The sequence below is a fragment of the Flavobacterium sp. RSP15 genome (genome assembly GCF_003968755.1).
GTDB lineage: Bacteria > Bacteroidota > Bacteroidia > Flavobacteriales > Flavobacteriaceae > Flavobacterium.
The window spans coordinates 142974-164185 of sequence record NZ_RYDL01000004.1 but is presented as its reverse complement, the minus strand read 5'-3'; the positions used below and the strand labels follow the sequence as shown (position 1 = coordinate 164185).

Below are 21212 nucleotides of genomic sequence, written 5' to 3'. Positions count from 1 at the left end.
TTAAGCATAAACAATTACAAACGGAACAATCTCTTATTTTATATAGCTTTACTCTAAATTAATTGTCGCACATTTAGGCAATATTTGCGACAAAAATTAAAACGTTTTTTGAAATTACTGTTTTTGTTAGAAAGCAATTTTAGACACAAATACTATCCTAATTTATCCTCACCCCCAGCCCCTCTCCAAAGGAGAGGGGAGTTATTGGGCTAAATTATATTTCGTTTGGTTGTAGTAAAACCTTTCGAACTTTACGCTTCAAAAACCTCTTCAAAATGCTCCCAAGCCAGTTTATAATCTTCCACCCTATCACACTTATCAAATGGCGCGAAATACGTCATTTTTTGACCTCTGTACAGTTCGCTTTTTTCAATGGTGTGTTCGTAAGTTTCTCCAGATTTTAGGTTTTTGATGGTGTCCCAAACTGGGCGGTCTAGACCAACACCAGTTAATCCTTTGCTGCACGTAAACACAATATTTCCTTTGGTATCGTACCAAGTGTCGTCTTCGTTTTGTTGCAGTACCGGGAATTGCACGTTGTAAATTAAGCTTAATTCCTCTAGCGTTAAACCCAATGCCATAGCAGTAATTACATCTATTTCTACCAAGGCTTGGCGGCGCTCAAACCAGTTGCGCAAGGGTGTGCTCCATTGCCATTCTTTGCTTAAGGTGGCAAACGGTTTTAAACGAGTATCGTTTTTACTCCAACTATCTTGGGTAAAACTCTCCTGCCAGTTGTCTTGCCATAAAGGAGCGTAATATTTGTTTAAACAATTGAGTTGCAAAGTACGATTGAACAATTGCGATTTGTATTTTTCTTCGATACCTAGTGGAAAAGCGGAAATTCTGCTATCTGCAAGGTTTGATGCACCAACCGTTTTAATGAAAAAATCGAGAGTGATAGACGATGTTAAACCCATTAATTCAATTAAATGGGCATTATCTTTAAAAATTATAGTAATTATTCCGTGTATGTGGCTTGTTTTTGGAGGAAGAATTGCCCCACTTAATGTTCTTTCTCCTGCCTGATTTAGCATTTTTCTGAAACCCACTTTGTAATAATTAATCCAATTGTCATACACATCATTTCCGACTTCGTCCTTTTTACCTGTCTTAAAACCTTTTATCAATTTTGGAAAAAGCTCAGTATGTTGGTCTGGAACGTAATTAGTTCGGGCAATAAAATCTTCTGATATTAAATGCCCATATATGGTGTCAAAATGATCTTTTTGTGTGCAAATTTCTCTGGGTGTTTTGTACAATGGGTTTGAAACAAAAATATGTGGACCACTATAGACCATCTCATATTTAGCAATGTCAGGAAATTTTGTTTCTCTTAACAAAATTCCATCTCTAGGTGCATTTGTTTCATTGAAAGCATCTGTTATTTTTGATTCGAAATTATTAATTGAAGACTTAAAATCACTTAATTTCTCCAAAACAGTAATTATCGATGATGAATGAATTGAAACTAACTTGGCTGTTTTTCCTTCCTCTGAATTTTCAAAAGTTTTGGATAAAACTTGTAACCGACTTTCTGTGAAATTCACAATCCGTTCTTTATGAGGCTTGACATTCCAAATAAAGCCATCTTCTCCTTCTCCTTTTATTTTAATTCCTCCACATAATCCCTTCCCATCGTGAATAAAACAACCATCAATGGTAGAAGGATGAAATAAATTATTAATCGAAAAGAATGAAATATCCATTTTTTGTCCACCGTAAATATGAGAACCATATTTTTCGCGATGTGCTACTTCGGCAAATAAGTTGAAAGCATTTTGAAACTGAAAATGATATTTTAATCTTGGGTAGATTTCTTGACGTAAAGCTTGCCCGTTTGGATCATCATAAACTGTTTCAGGATGAATTAAACCCATAAAACCTTGTTTCCGCATCAAATCAAACCCATTTTGAAGAACACATTTGTACAAATTATTTTTCTGTCCTAATAAAAGAGGGTAATTTTGAATTGAACATAAGAATCCCTTTGTAGAATCTGCCCATATCATTTCATTGATATAATCTCTTTTTAAATTTGTATTATCGTTTAGAATTGTTTCAACTTTATTTTTAATCTGTTGTGCAGAAAAATTACGAATATCAATTTCTGGATGAATTTCAGACATTATACCTGCTTCATCCATTTCAATATTTACCCACGGTGGGTTTCCGGCAATCAAATCAAAACCTCCACGTTCCCAAAACACTTCCAGAAACTCCAGTTGCGGGTGAAAGAAAAAGTATTGTTTGGCGAGTTGGCTTACCAAAACTAGTCGTTGGTTTTTGTCAAACAAATCCTGTTGTTGGGTGCTGTCAACCACCACATCGGTAAAAGCTTGATTTTCTACAGCGGAGGTTCCAGGTTCTAACACCATACTCATTTGCACACCAGTTTCAAACATAGATTGTTGTCCTCGGCGGTCTTCGATACCCTCAATGGCTTTGTTTACATCAAGCTTCAGGATTTCTTCAATGTCTTGCCAGTATTGTCTGCGGTTGGGTATTGCAGCTGCTTCACGCACATCCCAAAACCATAAACTGCACCAATAATCCATCACCATTTTTAGTTTGAAATAGGGTGCGTTGTGGCGGTTGCGTTGATCAGCAAGGCGTTCTTTTTCGTCATAACTGCGCATTTCGGCCGTAATTTGTTTTACGGGCACGCCAAAAATATGTTGTTTGGTAGCAGTTGCTTGGTTTATGGAGCGTTGAAATTTGTAATACTCCGTGAGCAGTTCGTCTATTTTGGTGCTAATGGTTCTTAGTTTTTCTACTTCGGTTTTGGAGAGTGGCTTGCACCATTCTTTTTTCCAGTTGGTAACTGCTTTGTTTTCGTTTTCAAAGGCCGCTTTCAGCATTTTAATCCCTGCAGAGGCCAACATATTTTTATCAGGCAACAAGAAATGATAGATTTCGTCCTGCTTGCGGTTGTGTTTTATTTTGTCGTAATCAGTAGAAGGTTTGAATTCCAATAGACGAGGAGCTTTGTCCCACCATTCTTTTTTGGATTGTTTTGTAGCTACAGTACCATTTTTGTCTAAATCTACCATTAAATCTTTAGCATCATAGACTTTCAACCAAGCACCCACCACGGCATTACCTACCGCCAAACGGTTGCTAAAGAAAGGCGTTTCCATATCTTTATGAATCACGTTGAGCCACAAAGAGAGTTTACCCAACTCAATAGCCGTTGGGTTTAAATCGACCCCGTAGGTATTGTTGGTAGCGATGTAAGCTTTTACACGTTGCAGTTCTTCGAGGTATTTGTCCGGAGCTACACGCCATTCGTTTTTGCCACTGTCACGGAGTTCTTTTTGGCGGTAGTTCAAATAGGCATCGGCTACCTGATTGATCATTTCGTTGTGAAAGGCAGCAGCACCCATTGCCGGTTCCAATAGTTTTAGTTCCAGTAATTCAACGGCTTTCATTTCGCCTTTTTCCAACTTTTCCAAGATGGGTTTTAGGGTGTATTTTACGGTACACTTGGTTAATACCTCAGGTGTATAATAGGAAGCTGATTTTTGTCGGTCACGACCACTCAGGCGATAGACAAAAGTTCCTTTTTTTGTAATGATGTCTTGATCCTTATTGTCTTTCAGGATTTCGTTTTCTTTGAAATCGTCTCTGCGGGAACGTGGCACCATATACGTTCCTTCATGCGGTTTCCCTGCTTTGTGAACTTCGATATAATCTTGTTCGGCATAAAAACCTCGGAAAGCCAATAAACTTTCGTACACGCTACCCAACTGGTTAATTCCCAGATTGGCATACGAAATACGCCCACGAGTTTTGTTTTTTTGTTGTCTGGAAAGTGACAATTGACAAATGATATCTTGCCAGGTTTTATTACGGAATTTTACTTTGTGCAAATGATAGAGTTTGCGGTCGTCAAAAATTGGGGAGTCGATGTGGCGCACGCGGAAACTTTTGTTGTTGCCGTTTTCACTTTCACGATAACCGGAACTCAACACATAGAATAATTTACTCAAGGATTCGTGAAAAAAATAGCCATTGATACTACTTTCGGAATACAAAGGAACTTGTTCGAGTTCACGCAACATTTCGAGCGAATAACCTTTATTATAAATAGGGTCATTGCTTGGCAGAATGTCTAACTCTTCTCGGCTTTCGGCATAGAAGATAAAGAGTAAACGGTAGATAATGCGCAAACAGTCGTCCTTGATTTCCTGTTCGAAGGTATCGTCTGTTTCGTCTAGGTCTTGTTCTAAAGCTTTGATATTATTATGATACCATATCGCTTCGTTAGCCAAAGCTTCGACCGCATTGATGATACCTGTTTTTAAATCTTTGGTAACTTCATAGGCGCTTTTGTGGCTGTCTTCATCCAATTGGTCCAGCAAAACCATATTGCTGTCGGGAGCCAAGGTTTCTTTTCCCAAAAGGAAATAAAACAGTGCATAATTATTGGCATTCCGGTTTGCAGTTGCTTCGGTGAATAATTCTTCCAAGTCAATTTCTAAATAACTACCACGGAACCATTTTTCCTGCTCTAAAAGAAAAACTATGTTTCCAGCCAAAAGCATAATGTATTTCGGGCGGTTGTGTTGTTCCAACAGAAACAATTCAGAAATGGCTTTATTGATAATTACCGGAGAAATGCTAACACCAGTTGGCGTAGTGAAAACCTTATCCCATTGACTGCGGTGGTAGCGTTGCGGGGGATTGGACAGTTCTTCTTCGGCTACATTGTATTGTTGTTCGAATAGACCATCGGGTTCGGTATCATCTTCACGGATTAGAGCTTGCATTTCCATTATCATCACGTGTGGTTGGTCTCCACGATACAAAATATGACGCACCGGAATCACATCCTTTTCGGTTAGATGGAACAGATTTTTATATTGCGGATAGTCGCCATCATATCCCAACACATTTAGTAGGAAAGAATGAAACTTATGGGTTTCTTCAATTTTATCTTTGACACGTAGTTTTCCCTCAATAAACAATTGTTTGAATCGGAAGAAACGGTCTTTTAAAGACGTAATTTTTTTATTGAATTCTTTGATATCCTCTGCCGCATAACCCGTTTTAGACAACACTTTAGAAGTGAAATCTTCATCAAAATAATTGGTAGAGAAATAATCTCCGGTATTTTTTAGAAATTTAAGCATATCTGATTATGAATTATAAAAAACAGCAATTACTTTTAAATAAGGTTGTCCTTGCAAGGAAGTTAAGTCTTGAAAGTATTGGCTGGAACTGCTTAAAATCGTTTCTATTTCCCGCTGTTTATTGTCTTTCATCTTTGCCCAATAATTACCCAAGGATTTATCTGTAAAATCAATTTCTAATTGTTCTATTGCTGCTGCGTGCCAACTTTCGATCTTGGTTTGGTAAGTGGCCATTTTGGTCTCCATATTACCTTCCAACAATTGTTGTTCTTCCTGCATACGGCTGTGTGCCCATTCTACGGCATCGGGCAAAATGCTTTGCAAGTTTGCAAGATCTTCTTCTGTTATGGTTTCCGTAAACAACTTTTCTGACAATTTAAACTCTGAAATGAACTGATTTAAATCGAGTGTTTTTCGATGAATAGTTCCGTCGTCATTCAATCCTACCACATAAAAATCGGACAATACCGGTTGTCCAAGATTATTGGCAATTTGTCCTTGAAAAATATACCAAGAAGTTTGAGCGGGAAATATTTTAGATTTGGCAACTAATGCCACATCTTTATCCACGCTGGCTTCTAATTTGGTCATAAAATACCGTACGACAGGATGTAAATCATAGAGCACCTGAAATTCAGCCCAAGCTCCTTTTTTCTTTCGGGCATCTTCAATGGATTTTTGGACTAAATCTTTATCCAATGATAATTTGTATAAACTGCCAATAGCCGGTTTAGATTCTGGTGGCAAATCGAATAAGATTTGGTTAAGGTCTTTGGTGTTAACAATTTCAATATAATCTTCGGCTACCGTAACTTCCTTGTGTTGTAATTGTTTTGCTGAGTCTAATTGCTCGAACAAAGCCTCGTAATATTTAAAATCAGAAGAGTAGATAGAGGTTGGTTGTTCATAAGGATTGTCAGTAACCAATACGGCTGTTTTATCATCCTCATTGTTAAAAAGCGTGGAGAAGTCAAAATCGACCATTGCTTTGGCGGTGCTGTCCAGAAAATTTTCATTTTGTTTTAAAAATGCCTGTTCTATAAACTTTTCTTCTTTATCGGTATCGTATAACTTCATTACAGAACCAGCATCCCCTAATGTTTTATAGACTTCTTCTTCTTTTTTGGTCAATCGATCTACAATGTGTAAATCGGTTTTCAATCCATCAATATCGGATTCGGCAATAATGTAATGAATAAAAGGAGTCTTCTTTTGCCCATAGCGATCAATACGACCGTTTCGTTGTTCTAGAGTAATCAAGGACCAAGGAATGTCATAATTGAACATACGGTTACAGAAATAATGTAAGTTAACCCCCTGAGATCCTGAATCAGAACACAATAGAATTTTTACTGTACTATCTTGTTTTCCAAAATCTTCCACGATGTTTTGTTGTTCACTATCCGAAAGACCACCGTGAAAATAGGCAATAGCCTCATCCGTAATTTTGAAATCATTTTTAAGATTGTCTCTCAAATATTCCAGCGTTTTGATGCGTTCCGCAAAAATAACGTATCGGTCGTCCTGCTTTTTGCCAGACCATCCTAAACCTAGTAGCGTTTCTTTTAATTTTTTGTATTTTGTATCTGATTTTGCAGATAGAATTTTTTCGATTTTGGTTTTTAAGGTCTCCAAGATTTCTACGTTATCCTCAAAACTATCATCAGAATTGTTTTTAACTTTGACTTTTTCCAATCTTCGTTTTACACTTTCTAAAGCAGCAAGAGGCGATGACATAAACCCCTTGAATAAACCTATAGAAAACAGAAAATCGTTTTTGGATTTTTGTTCGTTTCCTTCTTTTATTTTCTCAATAGCCAGAAATTTAAGTTCTTGTTGGTATTGTAAAAAATCATTTTCATCAACACTTAAGGAAGCAGAGGAACGGACAATTTTTCGTTCCTGAAAGTTGGCTCTAACTGTTTCATCTGCAATATCATTTTTGAATCTACGCACATAGTATGGCTCCACGTGACTTTTATCGTACTCGCCATTTTTTGGAATGGCAGTTGGTTCAATCATATTGATGAGGTTGGCAAAATTTTCTTTTTTACCATTGTGTGGTGTCGCAGAAGTAAGAATCAATGATTCGCATTTTTTCGCAATGAATTGTGCCAAATCTCCTTTTTGGCTTCTATCATTAGCCACTGTATGACATTCATCAATAACCACAACATCCCATCTCGATTTTTCTAAATAATGACGAAACTTTGCGTTTTGCTTCAAGGTGTCAATTGAAATGATAGTTTTATCGTAGTATTCAAAAGGATTCTTGTTGGCTGGTAATTGTGATTTAATTTTCGCAATTCCATCAGAATCTAATCGTACCAAAGGAATAGCAAAACGGTTCCACAGTTCTTGTTGGAATTGTGCTAGTATTGATTTTGGAGCCAATACCATAATGCGTTTTCCTTTGCCTCTTTTGATCATTTCAGCTAGAAAAATACCCACTTCGATTGTTTTTCCTAATCCAACACCGTCTGCGATTAATAGGCGAGGTCTTGGTAATTGGAGTGCTTTTAGGGTAGGAGTTAATTGGTATTCTGCTGCATTTATAGCAGCTTTTGTAGCAATCGTTATTTTATCTGAAAATATAGCTGAGTTCCGGATTTGGGTTTCTAGGAATAATTTTGTTTTTCTGTAACCACTGTCGGTATCAGGAATAAGTGTCGTGAAATTGGGGTCAATAGGTTTTATGTCGGTATCTAAATTGGTATCAAAAGAAAATCGTTTTCCTTTCACCAATTCACTAATGCCCTCAGCTTCCAATAATTGTGAACCATCGTGATTTGTGTTAGTGCCCGTAACAATAAAATCTTCTCCTCTAGTAGATATTCTTTGTCCTATGGTTAGATTATGATTTAGAGTAGTGGTTTTTTCTGAATTCATTTAGTGCTAGATTGCTTATTTTTTCTGAATACAATTAAAATTTGATTTGAAGCCTAATCCAAGATTTTTCAGTTCTAAAATCAAATTCATTATTGGTTACTTAAATATTTTCTAATTCCTTTGGGTCATTTAAAAGCAATGGCAACCTCTTGTATATCAAATGATAATCAGGGATACTTCCAATGATGTTTATGTCTGTATTGTAATACATAAATTATTAATCAGATAATTTTTTAGCCATTATAAACTCTTTATGAAAATCTAAACCTAAATGCTGTACTTGTTCAGGTATTGCTAATGCCCAGGAAACATAATAAAATGCCAAGACTTGATTTCCGGAAAAGCGTTTGTTTTTGATGCTTGAAATGATATAGTCTTTTTTGTTGGGATCAATACCTTGTGTTCCTAACATTGCCAATTCGAAAGCGGCTTGTTTTATGAGTTCAGCATCTTTTTCTTTGAAATGTTTTAGGGCTTCGACCATAAACATCACGATTGCCATATTGGTTCCAATCTCTTCTTGGTGTTTTTGGAATTTTTCCATTTCTCTTTTTTGAAATGGGTCTTCTGTTTCCTCCAGTCCGAAAGGGTCTTGCTGCAATTTGTTTAGGAAATCATCGATGTTGTTTTTATTCTCGAATTTGGCTTCGCTTTCGAGTTCGAAAAAGGTGTCTAAACCAAGGTCTTGTGCCCAGTGCTTTATCAATTCGTATTCTTCTCCTGGTTTGCGATCCTCACGGTATTCGATAAATTCTTTGTAAAATGCATCTGCGAGATCTAGTTCCGCCCGAGTTGGTTTGAATTCTTGAATGGTATCGATGCCAAATAATTCCTTGAATTGCATAGCATTAACTAAGCTGAACGTTCTTGTTTTTGAGATAACACTCTGTGGTGCAATGTCTAGGATTCGTTCATCAGTCACTGCTTTTATAGCTTCTTGAAGCAAACCGAATAAGGATAGGAATTGGAACGGTCTTAGTTCTGCATATTCTTTGTACAGAAAATCTTCAATGAATACATCGATAGGAGTATTGTAGGTTTGCAAGTTTAAGCCAGAGAATACACTTTCTATAAAAAAGTCTATTGTGGACTGGTCTTGTATTTTTGATTTTAAATTATTGATTGCAGGAAGGATGGTTTCAATAAAATTGTTTTTGTTTTGTTGGGTTGAAATGAATACTTGGTTAAGGTTTTCTTTTCGGGCTTGGTTGACAAAATCTAAATGCACCAATTCGTGCATCACTAAATGCTCAACTGCAGGATATGTACTTTTGTATTTTACTATGTGTTTGTTACGGTTGTATCTTTCTGCAATTTCTACTTTGGCAGCTGTTTTGATTTCGTCATCGGCATAAATTTCTATTTCTGTTCCACCTTCACCTTCCAGTTGGCTTCTGTAAGCAGAAAATATTTTTTCACCATCAAGATCTCCTGTAATTTTATTTGCTGTGTCAAAGGCTTGTTTTACCGCGTTGTGGTATAATGCGTCTTTTTGTTTAGAAAATTTAATTGCTTGTAAAGCACTATAGAAAGCAGAATGTAAATCGTTTTTTGATTGGGCGATTAACGAAAGGATAAAATGCGCATTCGGGTATTTGTCATTTAATTTTAATGTTTCATATGCGTATTTTTTAGCGTCTTCGAATTTGTTTTCTTGAAAAAGTAAATAGGCAATATTCGCCAAAGTAATGTGATCTGCAGTATTGGCCACTATCGCTTGGTCATAATATTTCATCGCTGTTGCACTATCTTTTTTATGTCTTGCGAAAATATTTCCCATCATCATTAACGCCCAACCGTTAAATGAATTCCAGCGCAAGGCATCAATTAAAGCATTTATTGCTTCATCCTGATCCCCTTGCTCTGAAAGTACTTGCCCAAGTATTCTGTGGTATTCTGAATTTGAAGGGTTTTTAAGGATGAGTTTCTCCAGGATAATCTTTGCTTCATCAAACTTTCCTTTTTCGCACAAAGCGATTGTTTTATTGTAATCGGCATCCTGCGTGGCAATGATTTCTGTATCTACTTCAACAGTAACACTGCCATTATCTATCGTAACTTTCGGCACAAAAGGGCCATACGTGTAGTATTTTTGAATTGCATTGAAGATTTCCATTTCATTGGCATTTTCCAATTCTGGAAAAATGATGAACAGAAAATCATTTATTTTATGGACTATTTGCATTATTGTGGTGGTAAAATGAAAACGTAAATCTATTAATTTTAATAATACTAACCTATTCAAATAATGAACAGGTTCGTATGGTTTTTTTTATAAATGACAGCTCAACATTTATAATCAGCCATTTGTACTCAATAAAATCAAAAATAAACTTTGGGTTTTGTTTTACCTTACGGTTTCCCACATTTTGAGAAAATAATTATTTAAATCTACACCGTTTAGATTGTCCAGAAACAATTGAAAATCGTATAATTGAATCAATCCCTCCTTGTTATCCGGTACTTGTGCCAACTGCACAAAATTGATGTTTTGGTACAGGGATTTTTCTCCTACAATGTCTTGCATGATGATAAAAATTGCTTGCTGTAACGTCTTTGTATCGCAATACAAATTATAGTTTTTTAGAAAAACTACAATGTCTACCTTATGCGATAATTCATGATACTCAACAGGTAAAAATTTGAGTTCGCTTGCTTTTAATGTAATCTCATGAAAGATATAAGGCTCGTCAAATCCATCAATAATTTTGTCAATTCTTTCGGTTGGTTGTATGAACGCGGTAAATTTCCAGTTCTTCAATTGTGGTGCATTATCGATTAAATCAATTACCGGGTTAAAGTATTCCGGGTTGCCATTGGCAGTTATGATGAGTTCGGATTTGGTATTGCCATTTTTTGGAAATACAATTATGAAGTCAATTTCCTTGCAATAGTAGCTGAGGTTTTTGTTTATCCAAAAGCATATGTGTTTTTGATTTTTAGGGATTTCATTTATAAGGTTTTGGATGGTTTTGTTGTTGTCTTGGAACCAGTTCCAGAAGGTGTTGATTTTTTTCATGATAGAAAAGTTTAAAGTTTAAGGTTTGAAAAGTTTAAAAGTTGCTTCTCGATACAATTTTTACGCAAAGTGATAAGATTGCTTTGCTTCGTGTCTCGCAACTCCTCGCAATGACTTTAGCGTTTGTCTTTCGTTCTACTATCAAATGTTATTAAATTGAACATTTGTCGCATTCTGGAGCGGAGTCGGTTGCCGTAGTTGTTTTCGATTTCGGAGGCGGAAAGGTTGGTGGTGATGTGCGTGACGGATTTGTTTTCAACAAACTGTTCATAACGACTGATGAGTACTTCAGCCATTACGTTGCAGTCGTTACCGAAGTGTTTGATTTGCTGTTCGGCACCCAAATCGTCAAAGCAATAACCGGTTAGTTTTGATTGATTGGATTGCTTTAGCGTGTAGCAGTTGATGGCCTCAAAGCCATTTTTGGCAAATTCAAACGAGACTTCCCTACATGTTTTGATTTTGTACTCAGACGCATGATAGGCAAATGGACGTACTAAGTTCATTAGGGATGTTTTTCCGCAACCTATTGAACCTGATACTAAAATGCCTTTTGTTAAGTCTATATTTTGGTTTATGGCAGCTTTCTCATCTTTTATCATATATATCATCAATTTGTAGATGGTGGGGTGATCCATTTCGCTGATTTGAAACGAACTTCCATAGGTTGTTTTTCCTTGGTTCTCTAGGTATTCGAGACATTTTTGAAAATTATACACTTTGAAACCTTTGTGGACCAAGAAGGTTTCATGGACTGATTTACAATGGTTCGTCATAGTTTTTCTGGGTTGCTGTGTGCAAGTGCATAGGTTTTGGTTGGGCGTTGTAATCGGTTTTTTGGGTGTTAGCAGCAAACTTAGCTGTGTTGAGCATCCAGTTTCTTGCTGCAGCTTTCCAATCTTTCATTTTTGTTTTTCCGCCTATGAGCCAACCAATGCTGGAGTAGTAATTGAAAAATTTATTGGCTTCTATTTGGGAGCTTTCCTTGAAAGAGAAGTATTCCAGTATCATTTCGAGTGATGGCACTGTGGTTTCAAAAAATAAATCGAGTTCAACCACTTTTTCTTTTTTGGCGCAACTTTTTTCTTTTTGCTGCCCGGTCTTCGTTTTTATTTCTATCTCTTTTGGAATTATTATAGGATTCAAATTTTGAACTGGTTGATTTATTAAATTTTTTTCTATATCTATTTTTGTATTGTTTAAATTGTTTTTAACTGTTTGTTTTTTATTATATATATAGAGCTGTTCATTTACCTGTTCAATGACATGTTCATTTTTTGATTCGGTCAAATTGTGAACGGGTTCATTTTTTGAATGGGTTGAGTGTGGTATTTTTGAAATTGTTTTTTCTTTTTCAGAAAAATTGGTCATAATGATGTTGGAGCAAGCGTGTGGATTGAATGTTGGATTGTATACCATAAACCCTAAAAGTTCTAATTCTTTCATGCATTTATGATACGTTGCTTTTGAATTGATCTTGCTGGCTTTCATTATTTCTTCCCTTGAAATGCCTGTTGGATTCTTGAATCGATTTACGTTCCAACATTGGAAAAGTGCCAAATAGAGCGAAATGTGTGTTGGATTTAGGTTGGGTTCATAATTAATTTTATTGAAAAATCCGGTGAGGTGTTTGATGTAGTTCATTTTTGTAGTGAAAAGTGAGTTGTGAATAGTGTCTCTCGACTGCGCTCGAGATGACTGTGAGAAGTGAGTAGTGTCCTTCGACAAGCTCAGGATGACAGTGAGTGGTGAGTAGTAAAAAGTGTCTCTCGACTGCGCTCGAGATGACGAGAAATGATAATTTGATTGCTTCGTTCCTACCAATTATTTTACTTGAAAAGTGTAGGGAGGGCATTTACTTTATTTCCGTTTAAAAGTTTTTCTATATCAGTTTGGTCGTAATACATAATTCCACCGATTTTGGTATAGGTCAGTGTGCCGTTAATGCGAAGGTTTTGTAAAGTACCTGGTGAAATATTTAGCAGTTTCCGGACCTCGTTGGATTTGAGCCATTGTTTCTGCTGGAGTGGTTTGGATTGTATGATTCCTTTTAAATCATTGAGAAGAAGACTTCGAAATTCGTTTAAGTCTTCCATTGTAATTAATTGCTCGCGGTAGATTCTGTTTTTAGTAGCGTTGGTGGAGCTGTTGCTTTCAAGTGCCATAACTTATGTTTTAGGTTGTTATGGTACAAAAGTGTTGGTATTGGTTGATTTTATATCACAAGTGGTTCACAAGTTGTGAAAGAAAAAAGGAGCATTTATTTTGAAATGGTTGTGGTTATTGACTTTTTTTAATAAAAATATAAGAGCGGATATAAGAAGTACGTTTACGTAAGTACTGATTTTTTGTTTGAAGAAATCTTTACTTTTTTCCTTGATGAAAAAAGTAACAAAAAAATCAAGCCTGCCTACCCCTGTCGGTCAAATTAGTTTTCGAGTGCTAAAAGAGGCAGCACTCGCTGCGCTCAAACAGCTTTTCTTTTTGCGCATTCTTCAAACATTTGACACTCGACTGCATATGCTAATGACGTTTGGGTCTGGTAAATATTAGCGAGTTGGCTAAACATATTTAAAATCTTAAACGTCATTTTATATTGCTTTTTTTGAAATAAAATTTATGCCTTGAACTGACGTTTTGAATAATTATACCCAGCGGGTTATATGAGTGAGTAGAGCTAATTTTTTCTAGTGTTTTTTGAGTGTATAAAAATCATACCAAAAAAATATTTTTAATTGTTTACTGCTATTGATTTGTTTAATTCCGTACAGAAGTAGCTAGGGGATATTCCTGTACGGGATTTAAATGCTCTTGTGAAGTTTTGAGTAGAACCAAATCCAGCTTCTTCTGCTAGAGATTTGTTTTTGTAAATACGGTATTTATTCTCACTTTTAAGCAATTCTATGATATGATCAATCTTAAGATCAGTGATATATTCAATGATTCCTTTGTTACGGTATTTTGCAATTATTTTTGAAGCATATTTGGTATTTGTATTCAATAAAGAAGCCAATTTCAATAAATTCATCTCTTTTTCGAGATACTTTTTACTGATTTCGAATTTTTCCAATTTTTTTAGGATTGCAGCAACTACTTCAGGATTGATATCGAGTTCCTTACTTCCGTTTGCTACAAATAATTTCGATGTTGCCGGTTGGCGGTTCATCAGCTCTTGGAATAATTTTTTAGATCTAAAATGTCTGTAAACAAGGAATGAAATTATTGACATCAAGACTGCTGTGGTACTAATGGCAATAATAGTTATGGAATTATTGGAGTTTTCTAAATTACGTTGCGTTTGCAGTAGTTTTTCAGTATCGTATACTTTAGTTATTTTTCCTGAAAGGTATTTGTAATTGTGTTCTAATAATTGATCGATTTTTAAGAGTTGATCTACGTAAATTAAATGTGCTTTTTTATCATTTTTAATTAGAGAATAATCAATTAGCAGTTCATAAGCCTCCCTTAATTCCGGACTTATATAGTTTTGCTGTTGGAAAATTATATCTACTTTTTTGAAATAGGCTACGGCTTTTTCTTTTTGATTTTGAGACCAATAATTTTTACCGATATAAAAATAAGCAAGAGTTTCATTGGCAAAATCTTTATTACTCTTAATATCCGGTAATGCCAACGATAATTTTTTTATAGCATCGACATAGTTGTGTTTAAAAGATTGGTTTATACCTTCAGAAAATAGAAAGTATGATTTCATTCTGAAAATTTCAAATTGAATTGCCGCTTTTATTCCTATTTGATTTATTTGACTGCTTAATTGGTATTTATTAACTCTGCTGTAGCATTGACCTAATGAATATAATGAATTGACATAGGCGTGATCATTTTGCTCTTTAAAATAAGTAACGCACTCTTTGAATAAACTTATTGCTTCGTGATAAAATCCAAGATAATATTTAGTTAGCGCTTTGCAGTATTTTAATTTGTAAATAAGATATTCGTCGTTTGTCTTGGAAATATAATCATCGGCAATGAGGTAATTGTCCAGTGCTTTCATCATCTTTTTATCATCATAATATACTATTCCTTTTGTCATATAAGCGGATCCAATCAATTCAGCACTGTTTGTTCTTTTAGCAGCAATAACCAAACTGTCAGCATATAGGTGTCGGAGTTTTTTATCGAATTTATATATTAAGGATTTATAGGCGAGAGCTATTTGCTTATCGTTTCTTTCGGATTTGGCTTTAGCTAACCAAGACTGTGCATATAAGCGTTCTTTTAAACTATCACTTTCCTTATAATTTATTTTTTCATTGAAGTAGTTACAGTCTTTATTTGAGAGACTATCTGGAATTATAAACTTTTTTTGAGCGTTTAAGCTGATAAAAAAACAAAGTAAAAGTAAGATTAAGTAGTTTTTTTTCATGTTCTAAAATGGGGATTATAGCGTTTTAAAAACAAAATAGAGGAGTTGGGTCTCTATTTATCAGGAATAAATGTAGCTAAAAAACTTCAATAATTAAGACAATTAACCTGAGGGACCCTAAATGTATTTTTTGAATGTTAAGTTGTTGGTTATGTACTAATTGTTTATGAATTGACTGTTGTCAATTCAGGAATTACACCTATTAAATTCCCGAATTGAACAGCAGTTGTGTTGTGTGTTACGGAGTACACATTTAGTTTTGCCCTGAATTCGAATGGTTTTGTTATGAGCAAAATCGCCACTGTTCCCATTACCCCGGGTGAAAAGAACTGATGAAAAAAGTAATCAGTAACATTTAAAACATTTACAAAAATGAAAAAAGTATTTTTATTCCTAGCCATTTTAATGTGCTATTCCATTTCGCTTATTCTGCAGTCTTGTAGTACTGATTCTGAATCAACTATTGACAATGCACCCAATAGTTTTGAAAAGAGAACGCACTACACTAAAGACAAATCAATAAGTAGTCGTATCATTCCAGCTAATAGTGCTAATCCTTATGATGAGGCAGGAAGAAGACTTTATAAGCAAAAGGCTTATGTCTTTCTTCAAAATCTACAAAAAGGTAGTGTAATTAGCAGCATGAAGAGTAGTGATACCAATTCTTTATCATCAGGAAAAGTATCGCCTATTCTTTTGGCTAGTCTGTCTGAATTAGTTGCTAATTGGGATTTATCAGTAGAAGCCAAATTAAGTTTTAGTCGGTTTGTTAATTCCTTGCTGCTTCTTTCAAAAACGGAAGAACGATATGAAGTTCTATATGATTTTATAGTTGCTTATGAAGCGAGTGTTTTGATAAATGAGACGTTTACGGAAAATGATAAAGAGGTTGTTTTAACGAATTCATCTGTTGTTCGGTATGAAACTTATGAGGAGTCAATAACACCTCCAAAGAATAAAGATCCTGATTGGACTATTCTTTTTAGAGAAGTTAGTTCATCAAAAAAGTACTAGCTGTTGATTTGTAATAGAAATTTTATTTTTAAATAATTAGGTTGATAGGGCTGTCCAGATGGGCAGCCTTTTTTTAGTTTGTCAAATTTTTATTTTAAATGGTGTTCGCAGGATCTTTGATTTGTATTTTCAATAATGAATGGTCTCTGATTATAGATTTTACTTTTTTACATGATGAAAAAAGTAACAAAAAACTATTCATGGTTTATTATTGTTTTTTGGTATTCATGACCCGAGCCTGAAAGGCGAACGGATGAAATAATCTTCGATTTCACTGCCTGAAAATTCAAAACGTAAAAACTACCTGAAAACTCCATTCCGCGCCCCTAGCCGTTCGCCTTTCAGGCTCAGCTTGCGGAGCACTGCCATTCCGTTTTTCGTTGTTTTTTGATGTTTTTAATTTAAGGGCGGATTTAAAAGCCCAAATTTAATTCTCATCTGCATCATCCATGCGGATTGTGAGTTTGTTTTTGAGGGTATTGAGGAATTTAGTTCTTTCCGTTTTTCTGTTTCGGATTTCGAGAAAGACGCGGTGGAATTGCCCTAAATCAATATTAAAAGATGACTCGAAAAAGGTTGTGACTTCTTTTAGTCCTGAGGTTCCGTTATTAAAAACGCCTTCTGTATGGAGCGCATAAATCAATTCTATCAGATCTACTTTTGATCCCGTCCATTTTGGGCCTTTAGAGAGTTGAGAAGGTGATTGTGTTGTTATTGGCTTTCTTTCTAGTTTTTCCATTTGCTCCACCAGAAAATTTTTTATTTCTTCGTTCGCTATTATGCGAGCCATCTTATAGTCGTGAGAGGTCGCGAATCGATGGTCTATTTGAAAATAAACACTGTCCATCATTAATTTAAGGTCGTATTTTTCGCGTATATAATATTTGCTATCGAGACAGCTGTTAGCCGTGCGACAGTAACGATAAAATTCCTGGTTTTGTTTGAAGAAAACTTTTAATTTAAGAAGTTCTGAGTTATAATATTTAGCTATTGTTTTATGGGAACCCAATGGCTTGTTGGTTTCTATAGTATAGATTTCGCTATAGTAAATCAGTTTAGCCGCAAACTTTGGTTTGATATCGCGAAAGAATTCTATTTCTTCTTTCTTGTTCAACGATTTGTATTTTATGAAAGAGGATTTTAGTCTCTCTAAGGCAGTAACGCTACTTTTAATGGCTAATTCGGCCGATTGAATTGGATTTTCTGTTTGCAGATGGATTACTTTTAATTGCTGCTCTAATTGAGACATCAAGGATTCAGAAAATAATTTCATTGAAGCGGTTTAAGATTTACAAATTGACTTGTTTGGTAATTGGATAGGGCTGTAAATCTATTTGATGGTCGCTAAGCGTGCAAATGGTGTGGTGTTCGATTCCCGAATTGAATAGTGAAATTCCCGAATTGCATACTTTGTTTTTTGTACTACTACGGTAAACCAGCTTTATATTTACCGCAAAAATGCGGTGATAAATAGGAATAATCACCGCATATTTTTTTTATTTGCTGTATTTCGGATAAATGGGAGTTGTTCGAGGGCGGGAGACTCGTTGAGCTGGGTCACGGAATGTAATTTCGCCATCGCGTTTTAGTTATCCTCGTTAAAAACGCTCTGTTTTTAACTTCTAATAGTACTCGATGCAAACGAGCGGCAGAGCTATGGAGAAACGGGTATCAGAGGAATTTATTTCTCAAGGGATCTATATATTTACGAACCATTTCTGCAGGATTTGAATAAATTGATGATATTTTAAAAAAAGTTTAAATCGGAATCTCACTTTTATAAAAAAATAATATAAAGAAAATTGACAATATGAAAAAATCCCCTTACTAATTAATATCTTTATTTTTCAAACACATTTTATAGATATGCAACCTTTATTTACACAAGATTTTCTTTCAAATTACATTCCAAATTTCAAATTATCCAATGTGCCTAATATAAGGTTAGCTAGAAATATTATTGACGGTTTAATAAAGGAACTAAATTCAGGAAAAATAGGAAGTTTAAAAGAAGAAGAATTTAAATCAAGATTTTTAAACGAATTTTTTGGTGATATTTTAGGGTTTAATTACGGAAACTCAAACTATTGGACTTTAAGAGAAGAAGCAAAAACAATAGTAGACGGAACTAAACCAGATGGTGTATTAGGTTTTTTTTCTAAAAGTAAGGATCTTAATGATGTTAGAGCAGTAATTGAAATTAAAGATGCTAGTATTGACCTTGATAAAAAACAAAATAGAATCGAATCCAAATCGTCCGTTGCGCAAGCATTTGAGTATGCAACCAAAATGGGAGAAAATTGTAAGTGGGTAATTGTCTCAAATTTTAAGGAAATAAGGTTTTATTCTTCAAAGTTTCAAGGAAAATATCAAGTATTTTTTCTTGAAGATTTAATAAATGAAGAGAAGCTTAAAGAAATTTTATTTGTATTTCATAAAGACCGATTTATTACTAAAGGAGAAAGGTCTAGTACAGATAAACTTTATGAAATTAGCCTTAAAAAATTAAAAGAGAATGAAAAACCTAGACACATTCTTGATGAAATATATTCTTCATTGATTCAGTTTAAAGGATTAAATTATATTGATCCTAATTACTTGGCAAGTATAAAACCTTTTAATATTTTAAATGAGAATATATGGCATTATAGAGATGGTAATTTACTTACCATAAATCCAAAAATTCACGAATTATTTAAAGGTTTAGATTTTAATGATGGTTTTGTAATTATTTCAGATAAATTAAAGACAGAATTAGAAGATAGTAAAGTAATTGATTATCAGGGTAAAATAAATGAATTTATAAAAACTCTAAACCATTCACAAATAACAGAAGTAAGCTGTATTCAAGATTACAAAAAAATAATTGTATCAAGATCAAATGGAATAGGCTTTTCACATAAGCACCATTTTCATTTTTCTAAAGAAGAAGGTTATACCAAAAGTATTGATATATTAAAATATACTTCTTGTGATTGTGTTTCATGCAATTTTGACACCCTTGATTTTAAACATCTTTTAAGAAAGCTTAAAGTTGCAAAGAATAAAGAAGAGCATTTAACATTAGAATATGCGTATGGTAATTATCTTGTTTCTGCAAACAACTATAAGGATGCTTTTAATATTTATAAGACTTTGAGTGAGAAAATCCAAGGAAAAGAGGGTTTTGAGGTTGAATATTTTTTAGCAAAACTAAACATGAAATATTTGCTAAATTTAGTTTGGGAAGATGAGAGTTTACAAGATAGTTTTGAAATTAAAGAAGAAATACGAAATATTGATTTAAATAAAATTCTTTATGAAGAAATAGAATATAGTATAAGTGATGATGTTAGAAATTATCTTCATAACATAAAAGATAATAAGTTATTTTTATCTGTAAACAATGAAGTTGATAAATTATTAGAGCAGATAGTTAATTTAAAAAAATTATATGATAGAGGGGACGATCATAGTCGTTTTGGTTCAAATTATATTTATGAATTAGCAATTGAATATAATCGACTTCAATTACATCTAAACAAAAATAGAATTATTTATAATGTATTCCATGATTATAAATTACTTATTGGCAAAATTTTTAAAGGCTTTTTAGAAAGTTATCTAACAAAGGGAGAAGGATTAAATTCTTTCAATTCATCCACCTTGATAGAGTTTCTCGTCAATGTAGATTCTACTGAATTTAAAAAACTATTTTCAAAAATTGAATTAATAAAAATTGATGAAGACAGCGAAATAAAATTAGTAAATACTATAACAAACCTATTAAAATCATACTATGACAACGGTATTTTTGCAAATTCTCCTCATAAAAACAGAATATTTGAGGAGTATTTAATTGATTTACAGTTCAGTGAAAGGTACACAGGTTTAGTTTCTAATTCATTCACTCTTTTATCAAAAATAAATATTTCAGAAAAAATGTTTAGCTTATTTTCTAAAGTTATTATTGATTTTTTAAGTGTTGAAGATAATTTAGCGTGGTATCATCTACAAGAATTAGGGTATTTTATTAAGAAAAAAGGATGTTTTTTTTCACCTGAACAATTAATAAAAATATTGGAAATAGCTATTGATAGAGATAAACCAAATAATAATAAATATGAGGGATTAATTAAAGATACATCTTTAGCATTAAGTAAGTTCTTTCCAAATACAAAAATTAATAACAAACGATTAATAAATAAAGTAATTGGTAATATTGATGGTATTCATAAATGGAGGTCCGTATCATTTTTATTGAATATTGTTGATGATCAGTGTAAACAAATTTTAAACACTGAAATTGAAGAAATGTTGGATCAAGAATTTCATTATGAAATTTATGACGATTTGATTAGAAAGAAATTATATGATTATAGAAAGAAAGATTATTTTAAAAAATATATAGCAATAATAAAACTTAACAGAGAAAAAGGTTTTGAAAATGAGTTTAAAGAAGGAAAACCTGTTTTTGAAGGATATAGGTTTTATAACTTTATAATTTTATTAAACATTCTAAAAATTGATAGAAAATCAGAACTATTAGAGGGGCTCGATCATATTTCTGAATATGAAAAATGGTTATTAAATCCTAATGAATATGATTACACAAACTTTAATGCGAAATGGATATTAGCTGCCGATAATGTCTATATACTAAAAAGTCTTAAAGGAATTAAACCTTTAATTAATTCAGTGGACATTGAACTTAAAAGAGAATTCAACTCTAAAATTTCAGAGATATTTTATAAAAATTTATTGTGATTAATTATTATAAAAATTAACA

At 33.7% G+C, this 21212-nt stretch carries 12 protein-coding genes; 2 read left to right on the top strand and 10 right to left on the bottom strand.

The features are described 5' to 3' along the window. Positions 1-251 precede the first annotated feature (251 nt). The 9 genes from EKM00_RS06895 to EKM00_RS06855 all read right to left on the bottom strand — a co-directional run bounded on the left by EKM00_RS06895 (position 252) and on the right by EKM00_RS06855 (position 15831). Positions 252-5135, bottom strand: a complete 4884-nt coding sequence (locus tag EKM00_RS06895; protein WP_126515693.1) for an Eco57I restriction-modification methylase domain-containing protein — start codon at positions 5133-5135, stop codon at positions 252-254. A 6-nt stretch (positions 5136-5141) separates the two neighbouring features. Then, a complete protein-coding gene (locus tag EKM00_RS06890; protein ID WP_091256160.1) occupies positions 5142-8024 on the bottom strand; it encodes a helicase-related protein in 2883 nt (960 codons plus the stop codon). 217 nt (positions 8025-8241) lie between these two features. Continuing rightward, the gene (locus EKM00_RS06885; protein WP_126515692.1) at positions 8242-10209 is read right to left on the bottom strand and encodes a tetratricopeptide repeat protein; all 1968 of its coding nucleotides are present in this window, start codon (positions 10207-10209) and stop codon (positions 8242-8244) included. Positions 10210-10371: 162 nt separating this feature from the next. Continuing rightward, entirely contained in the window at positions 10372-11043 is a 672-nt protein-coding gene (locus tag EKM00_RS06880; protein WP_091256163.1) for a hypothetical protein, read from the bottom strand. Positions 11044-11159: 116 nt separating this feature from the next. Then, complete coding sequence (locus tag EKM00_RS06875) at positions 11160-11819, bottom strand: ATPase (protein ID WP_126515691.1); 660 nt, start codon at positions 11817-11819, stop codon at positions 11160-11162. Then, positions 11803-12687 carry a transcriptional regulator gene (locus EKM00_RS06870; protein WP_126515690.1) on the bottom strand — a complete coding sequence of 295 codons (885 nt, stop codon included), beginning with the start codon at positions 12685-12687 and terminating at the stop codon, positions 11803-11805. The genes EKM00_RS06875 and EKM00_RS06870 overlap by 17 nt, the downstream gene beginning before the upstream one ends. Positions 12688-12872: 185 nt before the next feature. Next, entirely contained in the window at positions 12873-13208 is a 336-nt protein-coding gene (locus tag EKM00_RS06865) for a helix-turn-helix domain-containing protein (RefSeq protein WP_126515689.1), read from the bottom strand. A gap of 566 nt (positions 13209-13774) precedes the next feature. Continuing rightward, positions 13775-15430, bottom strand: coding sequence for an AraC family transcriptional regulator (locus tag EKM00_RS06860; protein ID WP_126515688.1), 1656 nt, complete (start codon positions 15428-15430; stop codon positions 13775-13777). A 164-nt stretch (positions 15431-15594) separates the two neighbouring features. Continuing rightward, positions 15595-15831, bottom strand: a complete 237-nt coding sequence (locus EKM00_RS06855; RefSeq protein WP_126515687.1) for a hypothetical protein — start codon at positions 15829-15831, stop codon at positions 15595-15597. 4 nt (positions 15832-15835) lie between these two features. Here EKM00_RS06855 and EKM00_RS06850 point away from each other — a divergent pair, with 4 nt between their 5' ends. Continuing rightward, positions 15836-16444 carry a hypothetical protein gene (locus tag EKM00_RS06850; protein ID WP_126515686.1) on the top strand — a complete coding sequence of 203 codons (609 nt, stop codon included), beginning with the start codon at positions 15836-15838 and terminating at the stop codon, positions 16442-16444. 427 nt (positions 16445-16871) lie between these two features. On the opposite strand, the gene EKM00_RS06845 is transcribed toward EKM00_RS06850, so the two are convergent. Next, entirely contained in the window at positions 16872-17717 is an 846-nt protein-coding gene (locus tag EKM00_RS06845; RefSeq protein ID WP_126515685.1) for an RteC domain-containing protein, read from the bottom strand. A gap of 593 nt (positions 17718-18310) precedes the next feature. Here EKM00_RS06845 and EKM00_RS06840 point away from each other — a divergent pair. Beyond that, positions 18311-21190, top strand: coding sequence for a type IIL restriction-modification enzyme MmeI (locus EKM00_RS06840; protein WP_126515684.1), 2880 nt, complete (start codon positions 18311-18313; stop codon positions 21188-21190). Positions 21191-21212 lie beyond the last annotated feature (22 nt).